This window comes from Streptomyces sp. NPDC021012 (assembly GCF_044333355.1).
Taxonomy (GTDB): Bacteria; Actinomycetota; Actinomycetes; order Streptomycetales; family Streptomycetaceae; genus Streptomyces.
On record NZ_JBIRQU010000030.1, the window covers coordinates 1 to 22,020 of the forward strand.

A 22,020-nucleotide genomic window follows, 5' to 3' on the forward strand; every position below is an offset into this window, starting at 1 on the left:
TGACCCAGCGGATCGCCGCGCTCTCCGCGCAGCGCCGCACGCAGTTCCTCACGCGGCTGAGGACGTACACGCAGGACATGGCACAGCGCGGCCCGATATCGCGTGGCGACACGGGGCCGACGCCGCTCGCGCACGCGCAGCGGACCCTGCGCTTCTTGGGCCAGCCGGTTGCGGGTGCTCCGCTGTGCCTGCGTCTTCGGGGCGGGCTCGACGTGGACGCGCTGCGCGAGGCGCTGGCCTCGCTCGTGGCACGGCACGAGGTGCTGCGGACCGCGATCGTGGAGCGCGAGGGTGCTCCGATGCAGGTCGTCGCCACCGAGGTTCCGGTCGATCTGCCGCTGACCGAGGCGGAGGACATCGCGGCGGCGCGAGCCCTCGTCGAGCGGTGGACCGCCGAACCGTTCGACCTGCGTCGTACGCCGATGTGGCGCGCGGCACTGGTCAGGGTCGAGCCGGACGACCACCTGTTCCTGTTCGACCTGCCCGCCATCGTCTGCGACACCCGCTCGCGCGGCGTGCTGGCGCGTGAACTCGCGGCGTTCTACTCGGCGTTGATCGAAGGTGGCGCGCCGGACCTGCCCGATCTGCCGGTGCAGTACCCGGACTACGCCCGGTGGCAGCACGACCGGCTCGGCAGCGCCGAACTGGACAGGATCGGCGCGTACTGGCACGACAAGCTGGCGGGCGCCGAGGTCCTGGAGTTCCCGACCGACCGGCCGCGCGGCGAGACCCGCACCTTCGCGGGCGACCGCGCCCGCTTCACCGTCGGGCGTGAAGCCCTGGGGCGGGCCGACGAGTTGGCCCGGCAGGTGGACGCGGACCCGTACGACGTGCTCGTGGCCGCGTTCTGCGTACTGCTGCGCCGGTACACGGGCCTCGACGACCTCGTGATCGGCTCGCCGGACGAGAGCCGTGGCCACGACACCCTGTCCTCGGTGGTCGGGCGCTTCGCCGATCTGCGGGTGCTGCGCGCGGACCTTTCCGGCGATCCGACCTTCCGTGAGCTGGTCCGGCGGATCGCGCGCGTGTCAGCGGAGGCCGACGCGCATGCGGGCCTGCCCTTCGACAAGCTGGTCGAAGCGGTGGACCCGGTCGTCGACCCGTCGCGCTCTCCCGTCTTCCAGATCGTGTTCGGCGTGGCGGACGCGGATGCCGCGGACACCGCTGCCGCCCTGCGCGGCGTTGACACCTCGTACGAGGACTGCCCGACCCGCACCTCTTGCTTCGACATGAGCTGGAGCCTGATCCGGCAGGCGGAGCCCGGAGCCGACGCCGTCCTCGCCGTCGAGTTCAACACCGACCTGTTCGACGCCGAGAGCATCGCCCGGTTCTCCCGGCACTACGACGGGCTGCTGCACACCCTGACCGCGGCCCCGGACGCCTCGCTGTCCGCGGCCGAGATGCTGAGTCCCGAGGACCGGGCGTTCCTCGCCGAGGCCGCCAAGGGCCCGGTGCGGCCGGTGCGCGAGTCCACCGTGGTCGCGGAGTTCGAGGCGCGCGCGGCGGAGGCCCCGGACGGCGTGGCCGTCGTCGTCTCCGGTGTCGAGACCGGCTATGCCGAGCTCAACGCCCGGGCGAACCGGCTCGCCGCCCTGCTGCGCGAGCGCGGGGTACGGCCGGGCGCGCGGGTCGGCCTGTGTCTGCGCAGGAACCTGGACCTGCCGACCGCGATCCTCGCGGTGCTCAAGACCGGCGCCGCCTACGTGCCGCTCGACCCGGGGCACCCCGCGGGGCGCGTCGCCGAGATCGCCGCCGACGCCGAGCTGCGGGTGGTGCTCGCGCACGCCGAGGCCGGCAAGGCCGTGGGCGAGGTCGACGCGCCCGTCGTGGTGCTGGACGAGGTCCGCGACGAACTGGCGGCGCTTCCGGACGGCAACCCGCCGCTCGCGGCGGGGCCGGGCGACGTCGCGTACGTCATCTACACCTCCGGCAGCACCGGCAAGCCGAAGGGCGTGCTCCTGGAGCACCGCGGAGTCGTCAACTTCATCGATTCCACACGGGAGTTGTTCGAGCTGACGCCGGCCGACCGGGTGCTCGGGTTCGCCTCGTCGACCTTCGACGTCTCCGTCTTCGAGACGTTCTCGGCGCTGCTGACCGGGGCCCGCCTGTGCCTCGCGACCGACGAGGAACGGCTGTCGATCGAACGGCTCCAGGCGCTGATGGAGCAGGCTCGCATCACCGTCATCGACCTGCCCCCGACCGTGATGCCGCTGCTGACGCCGGAGAACTTCACCGACCTGCGCATCGCGTTCGTCGGCGGCGAGGCGTTCGGCGGTGAGCTGGTGAACCGGTGGAACCCGGGACGGCGCCTGTTCAACGGCTACGGGCCGACCGAGTGCACGGTGACGATGATCGTCGAGGAGTGCGGCGGCGTCTGGGGCGCGTCCCCGCCGATCGGCCTGCCCATGGTCAACCACGTGGCGCACGTCCTCGACCCCGAGCTGCGCCAGGTCCCCGTCGGCGTACCGGGTGAACTGGTCATCGGTGGACTCGGGTTGGCGCGCGGTTACCTCAACCGCGACGAGCTGACCGCCGAGAAGTTCATCCCCGACCCGTTCGGCACCGCACCCGGCGGTCGCCTCTACCGGACCGGCGACCTGGTGAAGCGGCTTCCCGACGGACGCCTCGTCTTCCTCGGCCGCATCGACCAGCAGGTCAAGATCCGCGGCCTGCGGATCGAACTGGGCGAGGTGGAGTCGGCGTTGACCGGCTTCGAGGGGATCGGTCCGGTCAGCGTCCAGGCGTGGAGCGACGACAACGGGGACAAGCACCTGGTCGGCTATCTGACCGGGGTCACCGAGCAGCGGGTGCCCGCGGTGCGCGAGCACCTGGGCGAGCTCCTTCCCCCGTACATGATCCCGTCGTTCTTCGTGGTCCTCGACGAGCTGCCGCTGACCAGCAGCGGCAAGGTCGACTGGCGCAGGCTCCCCGCCCCCGACCTGAGCCGGGCGGGGAAGGGGGACAGCGACGAGTCGCTGACCGAGACCGAACGCAGGCTGCTGCGTGACGTGGTCACCCCCCTGCTGCGCGACGAGCGGATCGGCGTGCGCGACGACTTCTTCCTGGCGGGGGGCAACAGCCTCCAGGCCGTCCAGCTGATGTCGGCGATCAACCGCAGGTTCGGTGTGGAGATCACGCTCGGTGACTTCTTCGCCTCTCCCACGGTGGCGCATCTGGCCGCCACCATCGACACGGTCCGCGCCGCGCGCCGCGACGACGACGGCGATCCGTTCGACGCGCCGGCGGGCCCGTCCCGGCGGGAAGCCGGCAGGGCGCCGGTGGTGATGCGCGAGGCGGGCCCGGCGCAGGTGATCCTGATGCACCCGTCCGGCGGTGAGCTGTTCTGCTACATCCCGCTGTCCAGGGCGCTGCGCGGCGACATCGGCGTGACCGGTTTCGCCGCCGACCCGCGGGACACCGAGGTGCCCGCGCGGGAGGCGATGGCGGCGACCGCCGCACGGATCGCGCACTCCCTGATCGAGTCCGGCCTGCCCGCCTCGTGCTGCCTGGCCGGATGGTCGTACGGGGGCGTGCTGGCCTTCGAGGTCGCCCGGCAGATCGAGGAGAAGACCGGGGAGCAGCCGCCGGTGGTCCTGCTGGACGCCGCCTACGACGAGGACTCCGTGCCCCTGGACGAGGCGACGGTGCGGCAGCGGTTCGTGCACGACGTCGCGCGGCTGACCGGACGCGAGGGCCCCGAGGTGGCCGCGGTGCTCGACGACCCGGCCGCGGGGGTGGCCGACGTCCGGGAGACCCTCACCGGCCTCGGCGTCGAACTGGAGCTCACCGAGCGGGAGTTGGCAGCGCGTTTCGCGACGTTCCGGTCCTCCGCCCTGTCCATGCAGGCCTACAGCCCGCCGGCCCCGTACGGCGGACCGGTCACCGTGCTCGTCGCCTCCCCGCACATCGCCATGGAAGAGCAGTGGCGGGCGGTATGCACGGGCCCCTTCCGGGCCGAGCACGTGCCCGGCGACCACTACACCCTGTTCACCCAGTCGGCGATCGGCCGGGTCGTCGCGGCGATCGAAGAGACGCTCGCCTCTTGAGGAGACACACATGCGGTTCGGCTTCACGGAGGAACAAGAACGGTTCCGGGCGGACGTGCGGAAGACCCTGCGCTCTGCCGAGGTCCAGGCCGGGGCGGCCGCGGCCACCGGCGCGTTCGGCGTCGAGCCGGACGCGCGCCCGCTCTACCGGCTGCTCGGCGAGCTGGGCCTGCTCGCCGTGCACTGGCCCGTCGAGTACGGCGGCCAGGGCCGCTCGCTGACCGACGCCGCGATCGTCGCCGAGGAACTGGTGCGCGCGGGCGTGCCGGACACGTTCCACGTCAACACCGTCCAGATCGTGGGCCAGTTCCTGCTGATGGCGGGCAGCGAGGAGCAGAAGCGGCGGTATCTGCCCCCCATCGCCCGCGGCGAGAGCTTCGCGTCGGTGCTGTACACGGAGCCGGACGCGGGTTCCGACCTGGGCGGGCTGCGGGCGGTGGCCGAGCCGGACGGCGACGGCTACCGGATCACCGGCACCAAGGTGTTCAGCCTCAAGACGCGCTTCGTCGACCTCGGCCTGTGCGCCGCCCGTACGACCCGGGGCGTGGGCAAGTACCAGGGCATCAGCCTGTTCCTGGTGGACATGCGGGCCCCCGGTGTGGCGGTGTCGATGATCCCCGGCATCGGCGACGAGCACTTCCACCGTGTGGACCTCGACGCGGTCGCGGTGCCGGGCGCGAACCTCCTCGGTCCGCGCGACGAGGGCTGGCCGCTGCTCAACGAGGCCCTCGCCATCGAACGCACCGGCCTGGACTACTACCTGAAGGCGGAGCACTGGCTGGACGCCGCCCTCGACGTCCTGGTCGACGGCGACCCGGAGGCCGTGCCCGGCGACCTGCTCGAGCAGATCGGCCGCTGGCACGGTGCGCTCACGGCCGACCACGTCCTCGCCTGGGAGGTCCTCTCGGGGATCGCGGCGGACCGGGTCGACCAGGTCTCGACGGCCGTCGCCAAGTACCACAGCAGCGAGCTCGCCCAGGCCGTCGCGGCCTGGGCCATCGACATCCCGAGCCCCGAGCAGCGGGCGAACCGCACCAGAGCGGCCATGACCCTGGAGTCCGCCTACCGGGAGGCCCCCGGGCTCACGCTCTCGGCGGGCACCTCCGAGGTGATGCTCCAGATCATGGCCGCCTCGTTCGACTCCATCGGACAGGAAGACTGAAATGGACCTTGCTCCCGACCCGCTCGCCCTCCAGCTGCGCAAGGCCCTGCGCACGGGACTCGCCGGCATCCCCGCCCGGATCGAGCTGCACGGCGCCCCGGTGACCGACGGCGCCTGCGGCCCGACCCGTACGGTGCTCGACGCGCTGGAGGCGGCCGACTTCGAGCGTCCGGCCGACGCCGACGGGCTCGACCTGGGGCTGAGCGCCGGCGTCCTGGTCAGCGAGGAGCTCGGCCGCGCGGCGCGCGGCAACTCCTACCGGGCCGAGGCGTTCGCCGCCGACCTGGGCGTCAGCGCGCCGAGCGTGGCCCTGGCGGGCCTCGAAGCCCTGCCCACCGGCAGCGGGGTCACCGCGACGCCGCGCGCCGGCGGCTGGGAGCTGACCGGCACGGCCACCGTCGACGACCCGCACGCCGACCTGTTCCTGGTGGCCACCAGGGTCGACGGCGATCCGGTGATCGTCGCGGTGGAGCGCGGTGCGGACGGCGTCTCCACGCAGGACGGCAGCTGGCCGCCGGTCGTCCGGTTCGAGGCCACGCCGGTCACCGCGGCGGGTGTCGTCGGCGCCCTGGACGACGCGCCCACCGGTCCGCTCGCGCGCGCACGGCTGCGGCAGGCCGCGTACCTGCTGGGCATCGCCGACGGCGCGCACCGCATGGCCGTGGAGTACGTCGGCTTCCGCCGGCAGTTCGGCACCCGGCTGCGCGACCTGCCGGCGGTGTCGTTCCCCTTGGCGCGCGCGATGGTGGCGGTGCGCGCGACGAGGGCGGCGGTCCTCCGGGGGGCCTGGCTGGTCGACTCCGAGCCGGACGCCGTGGGCACCGCGCCGCTCGCCGCACTGGCCATGGCGTCCGAGACCGCGCGTGAGGTCGTGCGCCTGAGCATGCAGAGCTGCGGGGTGCGCGCGATGACGTCGGAACTGGGCCTGCACCGGTACTTCCGGCTGGCCGCGGCAGAGTCCACCCGGTACGGGGATCCCGCCGCGCTCTGGCGGACGGTCGGCGCCGACCGCGTCCGGACGGCCCGGCGTGCCGCGAGCTGAGTGGAGCCCCGGGCCGCGGCGGCGATCCCGCCGCGGCTGCCGCGGATCAACTGGCGCGCAGGCCCCCCAGCGCCAACTCCCTTTTTTCGCGGAGCGGTTGGGCGGACGAGTGGATGAGTCCGGTCCGGTAGGCCAGTGACACGAGCTCGGCACGGTCGCGGACGCCGAGCTTGGTGCGCACCCGGTAGAGGTGGGTTCTGACCGTGGCTTCGCCGATGATCAGTTCGCGGGCCACGTCCTCGGTGGACATGCCCTGCGCCACCATCCGCGTCACTTCCCGCTCCCGAGGGGTCAGCTCGGTCACCTCGGGACACGTCTCGACCTTCTGGGGCTCCGGCTGCGCACGGAACCAGGTGACCAGGCGCCGCGCGATGCTCGGCGCGAGCACGGTCTGGCCGGCGGCCGCCCCCTGGATCGCGGTGATCAGTTCCTGAGGACTCACGTCCTTGCCGAGCAGACAGCTCGCGCCGGCATGCAGCACGTCGCTCACCGTCTCGTCGGAGTCGGCCGCGGTGAACACGACGATGTTGGGCGACTCGTCCTCCTGGCCGAGTCTGCGGATCATCTCGAGACCCGAAATGGTCTGGAGGTCCAGATCCGTCACCACGACATCGGGGCGCAGGGTGCGCACCAGGACGATGGCCTCCATGCCGTTGTGAGTCGTGCCGATCACGTCGATGTCCGGCACCGCGTCGAGAAGGGTCTTGAGACCGTCCGCGATCACGGGCAGCTGGTCACAGACGAGCACCCGAATGGTCATTGTGTTGCCCCTCGACAATGAGTGAGAGAGAAGCCCCGCTGTCATCAATGGGTTGGCGCGCGGAGATCGTGAGCCTCGCCTTGCCGGTGCTCGTCCGGCCTCGTGGGCGTGACGGGCGTCTGCGCGTGTGCGGCGAGGACGGACCGGGCGCGGGTGGGACGGAGGGGGCCGCAATCAGCTGCTACGGCCCGTCTGCTCAGCCATTGCCGTGGTCGGTCATCGGCTGGAACAGGACCTCGCTCGTCGGGAGCTCGGAGGCGACGGCGCGGTGGTGGACCGGCTGCGGCGCGGCAGTGTGGCCGGCAGCCGTGAATCCGCCCAGAACGCCCCCGAGAGCGAGGAGGGAGGCAGCGAGAGCAGGGATGAAACGCATGGGGAAGCTCCTTTTGAGAGACGCGCCGTTTCGGCTCCGCTGATCCTCGCAGTCGTTCTTCCCTGCCGGTTCCCCTCTGGGCACCCGCCCGGTCCCCCCGCCGCGGAGCGCCCGGAAAACGGGGCTCACCGGGCGGTCTCCGGCACCTTCATGAGGGAGAAGAGGCTGTCCGCCGCCGAACGGTGCTCTCGGGCCATCTGCACGTGCCCCTGGGCCTCGGCGGTACGGGCGAGGTGCCAGAGCGCGCACGCCTCGTCGTAGCGCAGCTCCATCCGGCAGGCGATCTCGTGGGCCAGCCGCTGCTGGGCCAGCGCCGTGTCCAGATCCCCCTGCGCGTACCGCACGCGCCCCGCCGACAGGTGCACCGTGGCGCGGTTGATGTCGTTCGTGCTGCTGGCGGCCGTGGCCAGCGCGTGGTCGGCGCTGTCCGCCGCTTCGTCCAGCGCTCCCAGGCGTACGAGCACGTCGGCTCTGCGGGCGAGTACGAGCGGCAGCGCCGCGGGCATGCCGATCTGCTGGCACCGTTCCAGGGCCGCGTCGGCCCGGGCGAGCGCCTCCTCGAAGCGGCCCAGGCCTTCGATCGCCTGGGAAAGGTAGCTCAGGGCGGTCACGGAGAGCTGGACCTCCTCGATCGAGTCGAAGATCGCCACCGCCCGCTCCGCGGACTCCACCGCCTCCTCGAAGCGACCGAGCCGCACCAGGATCAGGCCCAGCATGCTGAGCGACGAGCCGTCGAGGCGGGTGAACCCCAGTTCCCGGGCGCGTCTGCTGACCTCCTGGCTCAGCCGTAGCGCGTGCTCGAGCTCTCCCATGCTGCTGTACGCCTGTCCCAGCCGCGCCTGGCACTCCGCCTCGCTGTACTCGTCCGCCATCTGCCGGGACAGCCCGACGGCTTCTTCCAGCAGGCCGACCGCGTCGCGCAGCTGCCCGAGACGCCACTTGCCCATGGCCAGGTTCATCAGGTTCAGCCGGGTCAACGAGCGGTCTCCGAGGAGCCGTGACGCGCTGACCCCCTTCTCCAGCGCCACGTTGGCGCGGGAGTCGTAGCCGCGGATGCTGGAGTGGAAGCCCAGCTCACGCGGCAGCCGCGCGGCATGCCACAGCAGCCCCCCGTCGTGGGCGGCGTCCACCGCCGCCAGAAGGCTGCCGCGGTGGTGGTCGAGCCACTGGAGCGCCTTCTCCTTGTGAGCGAACCCGCTGTGGTCGAACCCGCTGTCCGTCCGGTGTTCCCCGTCGTCCCCGATGGGCCGTCGCCCGGGAAACACCACGTCGCAGGCGTGTCTCGCCATGCCCAGGTAGTGGTCCATGAGCCGCCGCAGCGCCGGCTCGTCCCCCGGCTCCCGCGATCCCTGCGCGATGCGCTGCACGAAGCTGCGTACGAGATCGTGCAGGGCGTACACGCCCGGTTCCCTGGCCTCCAGCAGACGCGCGTCGACCAGTTCCTCCAGTACGTCCTCGGCCGTCAGGACGTCCGTGCCGAGCAGGGCGGCGGCTTCGTGGGTGTCGAGGTAGCGCCCCGGGTGATGGCCGAGGAGCCGGAAGGCGGACTGCTGGTCACGGGGCATGGACTGGTACGACAGCAGGAGTGCGCCGGCGACCCCTCGGCCCTCGCTCGTCAGTTCGTCCAGGCGCCGGTTGTGGTCCCGCAGCCGTTCGACGAGTCGCTGCACGGTCCAGTGGGGGCGGTTCGCCAGACGGGCGGAGGCGATCCTGACCGCCAGCGGGAGACCTCCGCACAGCCGCACCAGCTCACCGGCGGCCTCCGGCTCCCGCTCGACCCGTTCGGCGCCGAGGGTGGCCCGCAGGAGCTGGTCGCTGTCTCCTTCCGGAAGAGCGCCCACGGAGAGCCATTCGACTCCGTCGAGCCCGGTCAGCCTCGGGCGGCTGGTGATCAGGACCAGGCTGCCGGAGGAGGCGGGGATCAGCGCGCGCACCTGCTCGGAGGAGGCGGCGTTGTCCAGGATGAGCACCATGGAACGGCCGCGCATGTAGGACTGCCACCGCGCGGCGCGCCCCGCCGACACCGTGGGCACCTCGTCGCTCGGGATGCTGGCGGCGGCGAGCAGGTCGCCCTGCGCGTGGAACGCGCTGAGCGGCGCCTGTCCCGGAGTGAAGCCGTGCAGGTCGATGAAGAGACTGCCGTCCGGATACTGCTCGGCCAGCTGGTGGGCGGCGCGCACGGCGAGCGCCGTCTTGCCGCTGCCTCCCATGCCGTCGAGCGCGATGACCGTCGGGGCCCCTGTCGGGGTGCGTCTGGCCAGCTCGCAGACCCGCTCCAGTTCGGAACGGCGGCCCGAGAAGTCGGGCACGTCGAACGGCAGCGTGTGAGGGGCCTCGGTCACCGTGTGCGTGACACGCGGCGCGGAGCGCTCCGAAGGGACGAGCGAGGGGTCCTGGCGCAACATGCGCTCGTGCAGGCTGGTCAGCTGCGCGCTGGGGTCGATGCCCAGCTCGTCCGCGAGGTGATCGCGTACGCGGGCGAACTCGTCCAGCGCCGCGGCCTGCTGCCCGGAGTGGTAGAGGGCGAGCATCAGCCGACTGCGCAGCGTCTCGCGCAGGGGATGCTCGTCCACGAGGCCCCGCAGCTCGCCCGTGATCTCGGCCGCCTCGCCCGCGTCGATGCGCAGGTCGTAGAGCTGTTCGGCGGCGCTGAGCCGCTGCTCCTCCAAGGCGGTCGAGGCCGCGTCGATCATCTGCCCGCCGGAACCGGCCAGCACCGGCCCCCGCCACAGCGCCAACGCCTCGCGCAGCTGTGCGACGGCGCTCTCCGCCTGTCCCGCGTCCAGCGATTCCCTGGCCTGGCGCATCAGCCGCTGGTGACGGAGCAGATCGAGCTGGTCGGTCTCGACCACCGCGCGATACCCGGGTCCGTCGGTGACGATGATCTCGGGGCCGTGGGGGATGCGGCTGCGCAGCTTGGCCACGGTCTTGCGTACCTGGTGCTCGGCGCTGTCCGGCGGCTGCTCGTCCCAGCCGGCCGTCACCAGTCGGGAGACGGGCACCACGCGTCCGGCGTCGAGGAGCAGGGTCACGAGGACACGACGCTGCAGCGCCCCGTTGACCGGTATCAGGGCGCCGCCGCTGCGCACTTCCAGGGAGCCCAGGACGGCGAATTCCGGGCGAAAGCTCGCATTTTCTTCAATAGGTGTCGATGTCGCCATCTCGGCCCCCCGTGCTCACCATTGGCCAAAGCTCACCCCGACACTAGATGATCCCGGTCCCGGCCCGGCAGGCACGTATTGCATATGTCACAGGCACCCCGGACCGCTCCGAACGGGCTGCCCGGCGGGGTCACCGAGAGGTGTGCCGAATGACGGTAACAAGGTCCTTCCGCGCCCTGGCGATCCGCTCGCGGGTGAGCTCCGGCGTGTCACCGTCGACGGCCACGTAGGCGCGCCGGGAGCGCGGGTCGCCGACGGGAGCGATCCAGGCGCCGACCTCGTACGGGAAGCGGGCTCCGTGAACCCACGGGGTCACGGCGATGTCCTCCGTTCCGGTGTACGTCTCCAGTCGCCCCTCGGGCAGGAGGAAGAAGCCGACCTCCGCGTACCGGAAAGGGCTCGGCACGTCCGGGTGATCGCCTTCGAGTCCCGTGAAGACCGCCGCCTCCATGTCGAACCCGCGCGCTATCTCGACGAGCAGGGGGATGCGGTCGTCACCCAGATGGGTGCGGCACGACACGATCCGTGGCCCGTACGGCAGCAGCGCCACCTGCGTGTGGGCCGGGCCGGAGCGGTATCCGACCGCCGTCAGTCGTTCCTCGACCACCGCCCCGATCGCCGTGCGCTCGTCCTCGGTCAACGGCGCCGGGTGGAGGTGGCCCGTCACGAAGTAGTGCGGCGCTCCGGTGGTGCGCTGACCCGTCACCCCGACGACGTGGTGGGTCCCGTTCACGGTCAGGGTCTCGACGCTCACCCTGGGCGCCTCCGCCGGGGCCCAGTCGTCCGCCTCGCACACCTGGAGCCGTTCGTACACCGCCGGAGGGTTCGCGGACAGGCCCAGCTTCCATGCCTCCTGGACCACCGGCAGGACCGAGTCACCGTGTCCGCAATGCAGCACGGCGTCGATCTCGTGATGCCGCGCGGTCCGCTCGATGGTGTCGCGCAATCCGGTCTCATCGGCGAAGTCGACGAGCAGCAGCTCCTCCGAGGCTTCCTCGAGCCTCGGCGCGAAGTCGGCCTCAAGCTGCTTCGGATCCCATACCGACCAGATGCGGAACCCCAACTCGGCACCCTTCCGGACGAGTTGGTGGCTCGGCATCACCATGAGCAGTCTCGGCTGTGAACGTCTCGGGAAGTGTGCGCGCATACGGGCCACTGTGGAGTGCGGTATTCCCGCCCTGCTCCCCTCCTCTTCCCCTCTCGCCCTCCGGGCGCTCCCCCCGCTTGCCCTTCCCGCCGCACCCGGACCCTGATGGGGAGCCGCCCCCCTGGTCGAGGCGCCTGCCGGCCGGCCCCGTCCGCCGGGGCCGTCGCAGCGGCCCGTCCTGCTTCTGGCTCTCGCGGGACAGGGGCAGGCGTGGACCGGCTCCGCGGTGACGGGATCGGGCATCCCGGGACCGGTCGGCACGTATGGCATCGAACTGTCCTTGCTCTCGCCGCAGTTGGTGGTGGTGCAGGTGGAACAAGTGTGCACGGAGGCGGAGCTGGTAATGATCATGGCCCCCTCGCGTCGAGGCCGTGAACGGCGTAAGCGAGGCGCGCAGTTCCGGCGACGGGGCGTCCACGTGCCGCGTACGGGCGGCTCAACTCGACGCGGATGTGCGGCGCGTCGACCTGTCCGTAGCGTCCCTCGTACTCGCTGGGACGGTCGGCGCCAGCAGTCCCGATCTCAAGGGCGATGACACGCCGACCGATATGCCGAGCCCGACATCGAGATGCCCGAACGCCAGTGGAGCAATGCCGTGACGTACCGCTACCGCACTGCCGAGCTGATGCAGCCGGGCGAATCCACGCCTTGTGCGCCCCGTGAGACATCCCGAGAGCCGATGCGCCGAGCGCCGCGCTCTCTTTAATGGCGAATGCACACCACAACAGGGGTACTTCTGTGCACAATGACTGGATAGTTAAGCCGGTGCGTCTGCCGCTCATCCGCCGCAGCTGCCAGGACTGTGCGTCCGAAACCTTCCGGACGACCGGAAAGTTCCGCGTCAACGCGAACCACAAACTCCTCGATGTCTGGCTCCTCGCGCTCTGCACCAAATGCGGCACCACCACGAAGATCAACATTTTCGAGCGGGCGCACGTCCGCTCGATACGACCCGAGTTCCTGGACCGGGCGCACGAGAACGACCCCACCCTGGCGGCCGAGGTGCTCCAGGACGGCGTCATACGGCGCCGCAACCACATCTCCCTCGACTGGAGCGACGCCTGGCGGCTCGACACCGGTGGATCGGATCATCTGGACCGTGAAGTGATCGACGTCTCGGTCCGGTTCGCGGCGCAGATCCCGGTCAGGCCCATGCGGCTCATCGCGGAAGGCTGTGGCCTTTCGCGGGGCGAGGTCGAGCGACTGGCCATGGAGGGCAATCTCGTTTCGGCCGTCCGGCTGAGCGGAAAACTCTCCAGCGACTTCACCTTCACGCTCAAGCGCCACTCGGTCGAACCCGTTTCCGTTTGATGCCGTGCGCAGGTCGTCCCGGTCCCACCCGGACACCACGGATTCAATCCGAGTAGTCATCTCGCTTATCCGGTCCGGCCTCCGCCCGTGCCAGCATTGACTCCCGCGTGTAATCAGAAACTTTTTTCGAAAGCCTCCGGAGGCCCGTGACATGAAATCCGTGCTCATCCTCTCCTGGATAGCCATCGGCAACGTGCCCGCCGCGGTCGAGGAGCTCCGCGCTCGCGATCTGCGACCGGTGCTGGTCTCCAACCTGCCGGACGACCCCAACGCCGGCCTCTGCGACGACCACATCGTGTTCGACTGGGACAGCGAGGAGCTTTCGGCCCTCACGGCCCGGGTCGGCGAGCGGGGCATCGAGCCGATCGCCGTCGTCAGCATGGTCGAGAAGCTGGTCGAGTGGAGCATCGCGCTCACCACGCACTACGGCCTTCCCGGTGGCGGCACCAGCCGTGCCGTCCTGGCGAGCAAGACCCTGGTCCGGGAGCACATGCGCGCCCTCGGCCTGTCCGAGCTCAAGTACTCCGACGACCCGCGGTCCGTGGACTTCTTCCCCGCCATCATCAAGCCCACGCGGGAGTCGGCGGCCTCGTACATGGTCAAGCGGGTGGACGACCGGGAGGAGCTGCTGGCCTACCTGAAGGACCTGGAGGAGTCCGGGGCGGGCGACGTGGAGCTGATCGTCGAGGAGTTCGTGTCCGGCACGGAGTTCTCCGTGGACGGTCCCGTGCTGAACGGCCGCTTCCACCCGCTCCTCGCGGTCGAGAAGGCCGACTACGACTACGACAAGAACCACGACGCGGGGCTCTCGTTCCACCCGCCCCAGCAGAGCCACGTGCGGGACGGCGTGCGCGCCCTGTCCGAGGCGATCAACACGCTGTGCGCCGACCGGGGCCTCGACCAGGTGTGGCTGCACTTCGAGGGCCGGAGCTCCGAAGACGGCCGGACCGAGCTCATCGAGATCAACCCCCGGCCCGGCGGCTTCCACACGGGCATCCCCGCGTCCCTCCAGAACCTCTACGGCATCGACGTGATCGCGACGGTCGTCTCCATGGCGCTGGGCGAGTACGCGCCGCAGGACCTGGGACCGATGCGCGAGCAGCCGATCTTCGGCAACGTGGAGCTGGAGGCCGAAGAGCTCGGCACGGTCGAAGCCGTCACCACCGAGGAGGAACTCCTCGCCCTGCCCGGCGTCATCAGCGTGCGTCTGGCCAACGGCTACCGGGTCACCCAGCTCAACAAGGAGAACTTCTTCCTCTCGCTCACCATGACCGCCGACTCCGTGGAGCAGCTGCGGGAGCATGCCGCGAAGGTCCTCGACACCTTCGAGTACAGCGTCAGGCCGTAACCGGCCCTCCCGACAGCACTGGAAGCCTGGTCCGCCACCCGCAGGGGTGGCGGACCAGGCTTCAGTCGCTGTCCGGGCCGGAACGACCGCGGACCGGCCCTGGCGGTCTCCCGCCTGAGCCGGTCCGGATCGTCGGTGGAGCGGACCGGGTCGCCCCGCCGCTTCGTCGCGTCAGCCGGCGCCGAGCGGGCCGGACGCGATCAGGTGCTGCCGTACCAGGTCGACCACCGCGGTCTGGTGGTCCGACAGGTAGAAGTGACCGCCGGAGAAGACCCGGAGGTCGAAGGAGTGCGCGGTGTGGTCCGCCCAGGCGCCGGCCTCGTCGAGGTCGACGCGGGGGTCGCGGTCGCCCACCAGTGCCACGACCGGGCAGCGCAGCGGCGGCCGCGGTCGGTAGCGGTAGGTCTCCACCGCCTGGAAGTCGCTGCGGATCGCCGGAAGGATCATGCGCAGTATGTCCGGGTCGTTGAGCAGTTCGGTGTCGGTCCCGTCCAGTGCCGCGAGCGCGGCCACCAGCTGCTCGTCGGTGAAGGCATGCACGTTCTCCGGGGGGCGGTGGCGGGAGGGGGCCCGCCGCCCGGAGGCGAAGAGCGCCGCCACCGGGGTGCCCGAGTCCTCCAGGCGGCCGGCGACCTCGAAGGCCAGCATGGCGCCCATGCTGTGCCCGAACAGGGCCAGCGGCCGATCGTCCGCCTCTTCCGCCACGGCCTCGGTGATCCGGTCGGCCAGGGCGTGCAGATCGGTGAGGCCGGGCTCGTTGTGGCGCTCCTGGCGGCCGGGGTACTGGACGCCCAGCACCTCGGCACTGCCCGAGAGCGCCTGCGAGAACGGGAAGTAGAAGCTCGCGGAGCCGCCCGCATGGGGCAGGCACACGAGCTGGACGGGGGCGTCGGGGCGGGGGTGGAAGCGGCGCAGCCACCGCTGCGCCGTGTTCGGACTCATGGATCCCACGGGCCTTTCGATTGCGGTCTTCTCGCGGTCGACGGGTGGCTCAGACCAGCGGGGAGAAGAAGAACGTGTCGCGCCTGCTGAACCGGCCTTCCGTGTCGAGGTGGAAGAAGTCCGCGAAGCGCAGACTGCTCTGCCGGTCGTCGTGCAGCACCCCGTTGAACTCGCCGTGCACGGCCACGCAGTCACCGGATTCCACGGTCGTGGTCACCGTGTGGCGGCCCTCGCGGATCACGCGCCGCTCCCGGTAGAAGTGCTCCAACTGGTCCTTGCCGACCAGTGGTTCGTAGCCGGGCCGGTGGTACTGGGCGTCCTCCGCGAACAGGTCCACCAGGGCCTGCACCTGACCGGCGTCGACGAGTTCGTAGTACCTGCGGACCTTCCGCAGCTGCGCGGAGTCGGTCTTCGACGCGGCCGGGGCCGCTGTCTGTGTCTGCATGGGTGCCTCTCCCTCAGGCGCAATCTGCCGTCTCGCCGAGCGCGGTGTGCAGCTCGGCCAGGAGCTCCTCTGCCTGGGCGGCGGTGATCCCGTCCGCGCGCCACAGCATGACGAGGTCCCAGGAGCCGTCCGGAGCCGGGATGGCCTCCAGCATCAGCTCGATGTCGGTGCTGGGCGGGCGCACCCGCACCGGCTCGACCGCCACGTGGCCGCCGAGGCTGCCGCGGGGCGGCTGCCCCTGCAGGACGACCCAGGTCTGGAAGAAGGGGTGGCGGTCCCGGGGCGGCGCGAAGACGCGGACGAGCTCGTCGAACGGGGTGTGGACGTGCTGGAGGTGCGTCACCACCTGGGCGGTCGTCTGGTCCAGGAGGTCCTCGGCACTGTCGTCGCGCGGGTGCGAGAGCACCACGGTGAAGGGGTTGACGAAGTAGCCGACCACCGGCTCCAGAGCCGGGTCGAAGCGGCCCCCGGTCACCGAGCCCACCGCGAGGTCCCCGGCGTCGAAGGTGCGTGCCAGGGCGCGGGTGGCGCCGGCGAGCAGCGCCGCCAGGGTGGGTCCGCCGCGGCGGGCGGCGGCCTGCTCGAGCCGCCGCACGGTCTGCGCGTCGACCTTCAGGACCCGTTCGAACCGGTCCGCCTGGCCGGAGGCCGCCCGCTGGGGAGCGGGCAGGAACGGTGCCGGGACCGCTGCCAGCTGCTCCTTCCAGAAGGGCAGGTCGCGCTCCGCCCAGTCCGCGAGGCGGGTCGCCTCCCAGGTGCTGAACTCCCCGTACGACAGCGCCGGCGACACCTCGTGCTTACGGCCCTCCAGCCGCGCCGCGTACGCCCGCGTCAGCTCGTCGATGAGCACCGACTCCGACCATCCGTCGAAGGCGATGTGGTGCACCTGGAGGCAGAACAGGTACCGCTCCTCGTCCAGGCGGCACAGCCGGGCCCTCACCGGGACCTCGTCCTCCAGCGAGAACGGCCTCGCCCACCAGTCGGCCGTCACCGCTTCGGCCAGCTCCTGCATCCCCTCGGCACGGGGAGGCGTGACGTGTTCCAGCACGGGGCTCGCGTCCGCGGGCGCGAGCACCTGCTGCTGGGGGGCCTCGTCGAGCCACGGGTAGACGGTGCGCAGCGCCGGGTGGGCCTCGACGACGTCGTTCAGGGCCTCCTGCAGCAGCTCGGGCCGGAGCGGTCCGGTCAGTGCGTAGGCCAGCACGATCATGTTGTCCGCGGCGCCCGGGGACGTCATCTCAGCGAGCCAGAAACGCTGTTGGGCGCGGGAGAGCGGGGCGGGGCTCGTGCGCCCGGGGCCGGGGGCGGGCAGCCGCTCGCCGGGGGCCGTCCGCGCGCAGTGGGCGGCGATGGCGCGCGGCGTGCGCAGCCGGTAGACGTCGGAGGCGGTCAGGCGGGCGCCCAGCAGGGCTCCCACCCGGGCGGCCAGCCGGATCACGTCGAGCGAGTTCGCCCCGGCCATGACGAGGTCGTCGTCCTCGGCCAGGTGCGGCAGGCCCAGCAGCGCACGGATGTCGTCCAGGACCGGGCTGCTCGGGGTCGGCTGCTGCGCCACCGCTTCGGCGGGGGCGACGCTGCGGCGCAGCAGCGCCTCCACCGCCTTGCGGTCCGCCTTCCCGTTGGCGTTCAGCGGGAGCTGCGCGGTGTGGGTCAGCAGCGTCGGCACCATCGCGTCGAGCAGGTTGCGCGCCGCGTACTCCGTCAACTCCGCCTCGTCCAGCGGCTGCTGGTGGACGGTGGCGTAAGCCGCCGCGAGCTGGACCCGCCCGGGCGCCGTCTCCAGCGGAAGGACGCAGCAGGCGGTGACCTCGGGGTGGTTCTCCAGGACGGCCTCGACCTCGCCGGCCTCGATCCGCACTCCCCGGATCTTGAACTGGTGGTCGGCCCTTCCCCGGTAGCGCAGCAGCCCCTCGGCGTCGCGCACCGCGAGGTCGCCCGTGCGGTAGAAGCGCACGCCGCCGTCGGTGAAGAACCGGCGGGCGGTCTCCTCGCGGTTGCCCGCGTAGCCGAGGGCCAGCCCGTCGCCGGCCACGGCGATCTCGCCGAGATCGCCGTCCGCGACGGGCCGCCCGTCCGTGCCGAGCAGGGCCACCGTGGTGCGGGGCACCGGCGTCCCGATCGGGATCTCCGTGCTGCCCTCCTCCACGTCGGCCGGGCGGATCACGTGGGTGGTCGCGAAGATGGTGCTCTCGGCCGGCCCGTATCCGTTGACCATGTGCAGGGCGGGGAACTCGGTCAGCACGCGGCGGGCGTTGCTCACCGACACCCGCTCCCCGCCGACCAGCAGCAGGCGCACCGCGCCGAAGAGGTCGATCCGCTCCTCCGCCAGCACGCTGAACAGCGAGCTGGTGAGCCAGAGGCTGTTCACGCCCTGCCGTATGACCGACTCCAGCGCCTGTGCGTCCAGCGCCGTGGCCGCCTGGTCGAGGAGGACGCAGCGGCCGCCGTTGAGCAGCGGTGCCCACAGTTCGAGCGAGAGCCCGTCCCAGGGCAGCGGAGCCGCCTGGAGGAACACCGAGTCCTGGCCGAGGGGGATGGTGGGGCAGTTGACCAGGGTGCGGATGGTTCCCCGGTGCGGGGAGAGCACTCCCTTGGGTTTCCCGGTGGAGCCGGAGGTGTAGAAGACGCTGGCCGTCGCGGTGCCGTCGTGCAGCGGCTCGGGGACCGGGGCGGTGCGCCCGAGCTCCAGCAGGGAGGCGAGGGTGGCGGTGCGCGCCTCCGCCCCGGCGGGCACGGCCTGCGCGCCGGGCGCGTCGACGACGAGCAGTGCCGTGTCCGTGCCCCGGAGCGTCTCGTCCACCCGCGCCTGCGGCCACTGCGGGTCGACCGCCACGTAGGAGGCGCCCGCGCGCAGGACGCCGAGCAGCGCGGTCACCAGTTCGGGTGAGCGCGGCATGCGCACCGCGACGTGCCGGCCGGGCTCGACACCGAGCAGGCGCAGCGCGGCCGCGACCGTCTCGGCCCGCTCGGTCAACTCGCCGTAGGTGAGCCTCCGTTCGCCCTGCTGGACGGCGACCGCGTGCGGTCGCAACCGGGCGTGGTGGGCCACCACCTGTTCGATGCGCTCACCGAACACGTACGGACTGGCGTCGGCGCGGGTGTCCATCAGACGACCTCCACCGGAAGGCGGGTGATGCCGAGCAGGAAGTTCGAGCGCAGCCGGCGCACGTCGTCGGCCTGCTTGAACCGGAACCCGGACGTCATCAGCTGTTCGAAGAGCAGCGACAGCTCCGCCTGGGCGATGGGGGCGCCGATGCAGCGGTGCAGCCCCGAGCCGTAGGTCAGGTGGCGGTTGGGCGTGCGGGTGATGTCGAAGAGGTGCGGGTCCTGGAAGTGGTCCTCGTCGCGGTTGGCGGAGTAGTTCCACAGCGTGATGGACTCGCCGGCCTTGATCTGGATGCCGCCGCGTTCCACGTCGCGCTTGGCCACCCGCTGCACGTAGGCGTTGGTCGAGCTCCAGCGCAGCATCTCCTCGACGGCGGTGCCGACGAGCTGCGGCTCCTCGCGCAGCCGCTGGTACTGCTCGGGGTGGTCCATCAGTGCGAGCAGACCGGTGCACGCGGTGTACGACGACGTCTCGTTGCCGCCGACGGCGACGTTCATGCAGTTGTAGAAGATCTCCTCCTCGCTGAGCGGGCGGCCGTTGACCTCCGCGCGCATGAGGATGCTGATCAGGTCGTCGCCGGGGTTGCGGCGGCGCTCGGCCACGATGTCGGCGAAGAACTCGAACACCTCGGCCTGCAGCCAGGCCAGGCGCAGCCGCTGGTCACCGCCCGTGTCCACGAAGATCTCGTCGCGGTAGCCGACCATCCGCCGGGTCAGCCCGATGAGGTGGTGGGCCTCCTCGTGGCTGATGCCCATGATCACCATGAGGGCGCCGGCCGGAAGCTCCGGAGCGATGTCGGTGGCGAAGTCGCAGCCGCCGTCCGCCCGGGTCTTCTCCAGGGCGCGGGAGACGAGCTCGGCGACCTGCACCGCGACCCGCTTGGCCACGCCAGGCGACATCGACGGGTGGATCGCCTGCTTGAGCATGCGGTGACGGGGCAGGTCGGTGGTGACCAGCATCCGCCCGGCCGAGGTGTCGTCCTCGCTGCGGAAGGAGCCGCCCACGATGGCGCCGCGACCGGAGCCGAAGTCCTCGTGGTTGCGGTAGGCCCACATCACGTCGTCGTACCTGGTCAGGGCCCAGAAACGGCTGCCGTCGGCGCCTTCGTTCCAGTAGATGGGCTGCTCGGCGCGGAGCTTGGCGAAGGCGGCCGTGTGGTCGCCGCGCACGAACAGGTCGACGTCGGTGAGGTCGATGCCGGTGACCGCCTGCGGCCGGTCCATGGTCTGCTGGCTCATGCCGTGGCTCCTTCGCGCGACGCGTCGATGGCTGCCGCGAGGTCCTTCAGCACGGTGTTGTTGAGCAGCACCGGGAAGGGGAGGGAGAGACCCAGCTCGCGGTTGATGCGGTGGTGCATGCGGAAGGCGAGCAGCGAGTGGCCGCCCAGGCCGAAGAAGTCCTCGTCCCTGCCGACGCGTTCGGTGCTGAACAGGCTCTCCCACAGGCCGGCGAGGAACCGCTCGGTGTCGGTCTGCGGCTCCGCGTACGACTCCTCGCGCTCCAGCTGCTTGGCGAGCACCTCGCGCAGGGCGTCCAGGTCGCGCTTGCCGTGCGCCGTCGCCGGGATCCGGTCCTGCGTGATGAACTGGCTGGGCACCATGAAGTCCGGCAGGTCCCGCTCGGCCCGCTCGCGCAGCTCCTTGACGCCCAGGCCGTTCTCGAGCACCACGAACGCCACCAGGCGCCGGTCGTTGCCCTCGCCCTCCGGCAGGACGACCGCTTCCTGGACCTCGGGGTAGCGGCGCAGACCCCGCTCGACCTCACCCGGCTCGACGCGGTAGCCACGGATCTTGACCTGGTTGTCGGCACGGCCGACGAACATCAGGGCGCCGTCCTCGCGCTGGCGGACCAAGTCGCCCGTGCGGTACAGGCGTTCGCCGTCGGCCTCGCCCGGCAGGACGAGGAAGCGCTCGTCGGTCAGATCGGGGCGGTCCTGGTAGCCGCGGGCCACGCCGGGGCCGCTGACGAACAGCTCGCCGGTCTCGCCGGGGGCCACGGGCTCCAGCTCCGGGGAGAGCACCCGCACCGACACGCCCTCCAGAGGACGGCCGATCGGGATGGCGTCGGACTCCGCGTCCTCGGCCGTCACCTGGTGCGCGGTGCAGGCGGTGGTGATCTCGGCAGGACCGTAGAGGTTGTAGAGGGCGCCCTTGAACCGTCCGCCCAGCAGCGCGCGGCAGGCCGCCGGAAGGAGCACGTCGCCGCCGGCCTGGAGCACGCGCAGCGGGGAGAAGGCGTCCCGGTCCTCGCGCACCACGTGGTTGATCACCATCGTCGGCACGAGCATCGCCGTGATGCCGTACTGCCTCATCTGCCGCTGGAAGTCCGCGGCCAGCAGATCCGGCACGGGCGGGAGGATGACCGTCTGCGCGCCGGACGCGAGGGTGCTCCACATCTCGAAGTGGAAAGCGTCGAAGGAAACGCTGGATATCTGGCCGGTCCGGTCCGCCGGCGTGAGCTCGGGCAGGCTCGGATTGGTGGCGAAGGAGACGATGTTGCGGTGCTCGAGGACAATCGCCTTGGGCACACCGGAGGAACCGGAGGTGAACAGCACGCTGGCGGCGCTGTGCGGCTCCACGATTCCGTCGACCGGGGCGGTGTCCTCGGCGGCGCGGTCGGCGATGGAGACGATCCGAGCGGACACGGAAGCCAGCCGGTCCTCCCATCCGGCCTCGGTGAGCACGACCTTCGCGCCGCTGTTGGTCAGCATCAGATCGCGACGGGTGTCCGGGTAGCGGGTGTCCACGGAGACGTAGGCCGCGCCCGACTTGAGAACTCCGAGGATCGCCACGAAGAGCTCGGTCGACCTGCGCAGATAGATCCCGACGCGGTCCTCGGCCCCTACCCCGTGACCCCGCAGCAGCGCGCTGACCGCGTTGGACTCCTCGTCCAGCTGCGCGTAGGTCAGGGTCCGGGTGTCATCGCTGACGGCCGGGCGGTTCGGGTGCGCCTCCACGGACTGCCTGAAGAGCTCCGTGAGGGTGCCGACAGATCCCCTGAGTACCACTACTTCCTCCTGTTTTTCATATGGCATTCTCGATATTCGCGACAGGTGACCCCGCGCGCCACCCCATTGAGCAATGGGGTAGCTAATTCCCCTATTGCTTTGAATTTGCGAAGGGCCGCCTTTGCGGGAGGCCTGTAGCCGCTAAAAGAATGAGACCGCAAGACCATTCG

General features: G+C 71.3%; 14 protein-coding genes. 5 read left to right on the forward strand and 9 right to left on the reverse strand.

Translation table 11 applies throughout. The features are described from left to right. From ACH4TP_RS40215 to ACH4TP_RS40225, 3 genes are all read left to right on the forward strand, one after another. The coding region (locus ACH4TP_RS40215) for an amino acid adenylation domain-containing protein (RefSeq protein ID WP_398440707.1) at positions 1–4,046 on the forward strand (4,046 nt) is incomplete at its 5' end. A 10-nt stretch (positions 4,047–4,056) separates the two neighbouring features. Further along, entirely contained in the window at positions 4,057–5,208 is a 1,152-nt protein-coding gene (locus tag ACH4TP_RS40220; protein ID WP_389239113.1) for an acyl-CoA dehydrogenase family protein, read from the forward strand. A 1-nt stretch (position 5,209) separates the two neighbouring features. Further along, a complete protein-coding gene (locus ACH4TP_RS40225; RefSeq protein WP_398440708.1) occupies positions 5,210–6,250 on the forward strand; it encodes an acyl-CoA dehydrogenase family protein in 1,041 nt (346 codons plus the stop codon). 46 nt (positions 6,251–6,296) lie between these two features. Here ACH4TP_RS40225 and ACH4TP_RS40230 read toward each other — a convergent pair whose 3' ends face one another. The 4 genes from ACH4TP_RS40230 to ACH4TP_RS40245 all read right to left on the reverse strand — a co-directional run bounded on the left by ACH4TP_RS40230 (position 6,297) and on the right by ACH4TP_RS40245 (position 11,643). Next, complete coding sequence (locus ACH4TP_RS40230) at positions 6,297–7,010, reverse strand: response regulator (RefSeq protein WP_389239117.1); 714 nt, start codon at positions 7,008–7,010, stop codon at positions 6,297–6,299. Between the two features lie 196 nt (positions 7,011–7,206). Next, positions 7,207–7,383, reverse strand: a complete 177-nt coding sequence (locus tag ACH4TP_RS40235; protein ID WP_389239119.1) for a hypothetical protein — start codon at positions 7,381–7,383, stop codon at positions 7,207–7,209. 125 nt (positions 7,384–7,508) lie between these two features. After that, entirely contained in the window at positions 7,509–10,472 is a 2,964-nt protein-coding gene (locus ACH4TP_RS40240; RefSeq protein WP_398440709.1) for a BTAD domain-containing putative transcriptional regulator, read from the reverse strand. Between the two features lie 202 nt (positions 10,473–10,674). Continuing rightward, entirely contained in the window at positions 10,675–11,643 is a 969-nt protein-coding gene (locus ACH4TP_RS40245; RefSeq protein WP_398440710.1) for a phosphoribosylglycinamide synthetase, read from the reverse strand. 753 nt (positions 11,644–12,396) lie between these two features. Between ACH4TP_RS40245 and ACH4TP_RS40250 the strand changes: the two genes are divergently transcribed. Together ACH4TP_RS40250 and ACH4TP_RS40255 are read left to right on the forward strand one after the other, a co-directional pair. Further along, on the forward strand, positions 12,397–13,002 hold the full coding sequence (locus ACH4TP_RS40250; protein ID WP_389239125.1) for a DUF1062 domain-containing protein: 606 nt from the start codon (positions 12,397–12,399) through the stop codon (positions 13,000–13,002). A gap of 151 nt (positions 13,003–13,153) precedes the next feature. Further along, positions 13,154–14,350 (forward strand): acetyl-CoA carboxylase biotin carboxylase subunit family protein, encoded by a 1,197-nt coding sequence (locus ACH4TP_RS40255; RefSeq protein WP_389239127.1) that lies wholly within the window; start codon positions 13,154–13,156, stop codon positions 14,348–14,350. A gap of 171 nt (positions 14,351–14,521) precedes the next feature. Here ACH4TP_RS40255 and ACH4TP_RS40260 read toward each other — a convergent pair whose 3' ends face one another. From ACH4TP_RS40260 to ACH4TP_RS40280, 5 genes are read right to left on the reverse strand one after another with little or no spacing between them, the layout of a single operon-like run. After that, positions 14,522–15,292: a thioesterase II family protein gene (locus ACH4TP_RS40260; protein WP_398440711.1), complete on the reverse strand. Its 771-nt coding sequence runs from the start codon at positions 15,290–15,292 to the stop codon at positions 14,522–14,524. A 49-nt stretch (positions 15,293–15,341) separates the two neighbouring features. Further along, the gene (locus tag ACH4TP_RS40265; RefSeq protein ID WP_398440712.1) at positions 15,342–15,737 is read right to left on the reverse strand and encodes a nuclear transport factor 2 family protein; all 396 of its coding nucleotides are present in this window, start codon (positions 15,735–15,737) and stop codon (positions 15,342–15,344) included. Positions 15,738–15,750: 13 nt separating this feature from the next. Beyond that, on the reverse strand, positions 15,751–18,843 hold the full coding sequence (locus ACH4TP_RS40270) for an amino acid adenylation domain-containing protein (protein ID WP_398440713.1): 3,093 nt from the start codon (positions 18,841–18,843) through the stop codon (positions 15,751–15,753). After that, positions 18,843–20,081, reverse strand: a complete 1,239-nt coding sequence (locus ACH4TP_RS40275; RefSeq protein ID WP_389239134.1) for a cytochrome P450 — start codon at positions 20,079–20,081, stop codon at positions 18,843–18,845. The genes ACH4TP_RS40270 and ACH4TP_RS40275 overlap by 1 nt, the downstream gene beginning before the upstream one ends. Further along, complete coding sequence (locus tag ACH4TP_RS40280) at positions 20,078–21,850, reverse strand: amino acid adenylation domain-containing protein (RefSeq protein ID WP_389239136.1); 1,773 nt, start codon at positions 21,848–21,850, stop codon at positions 20,078–20,080. Before ACH4TP_RS40280 ends, ACH4TP_RS40275 begins: the two co-directional genes overlap by 4 nt. Positions 21,851–22,020: the final 170 nt, after the last annotated feature.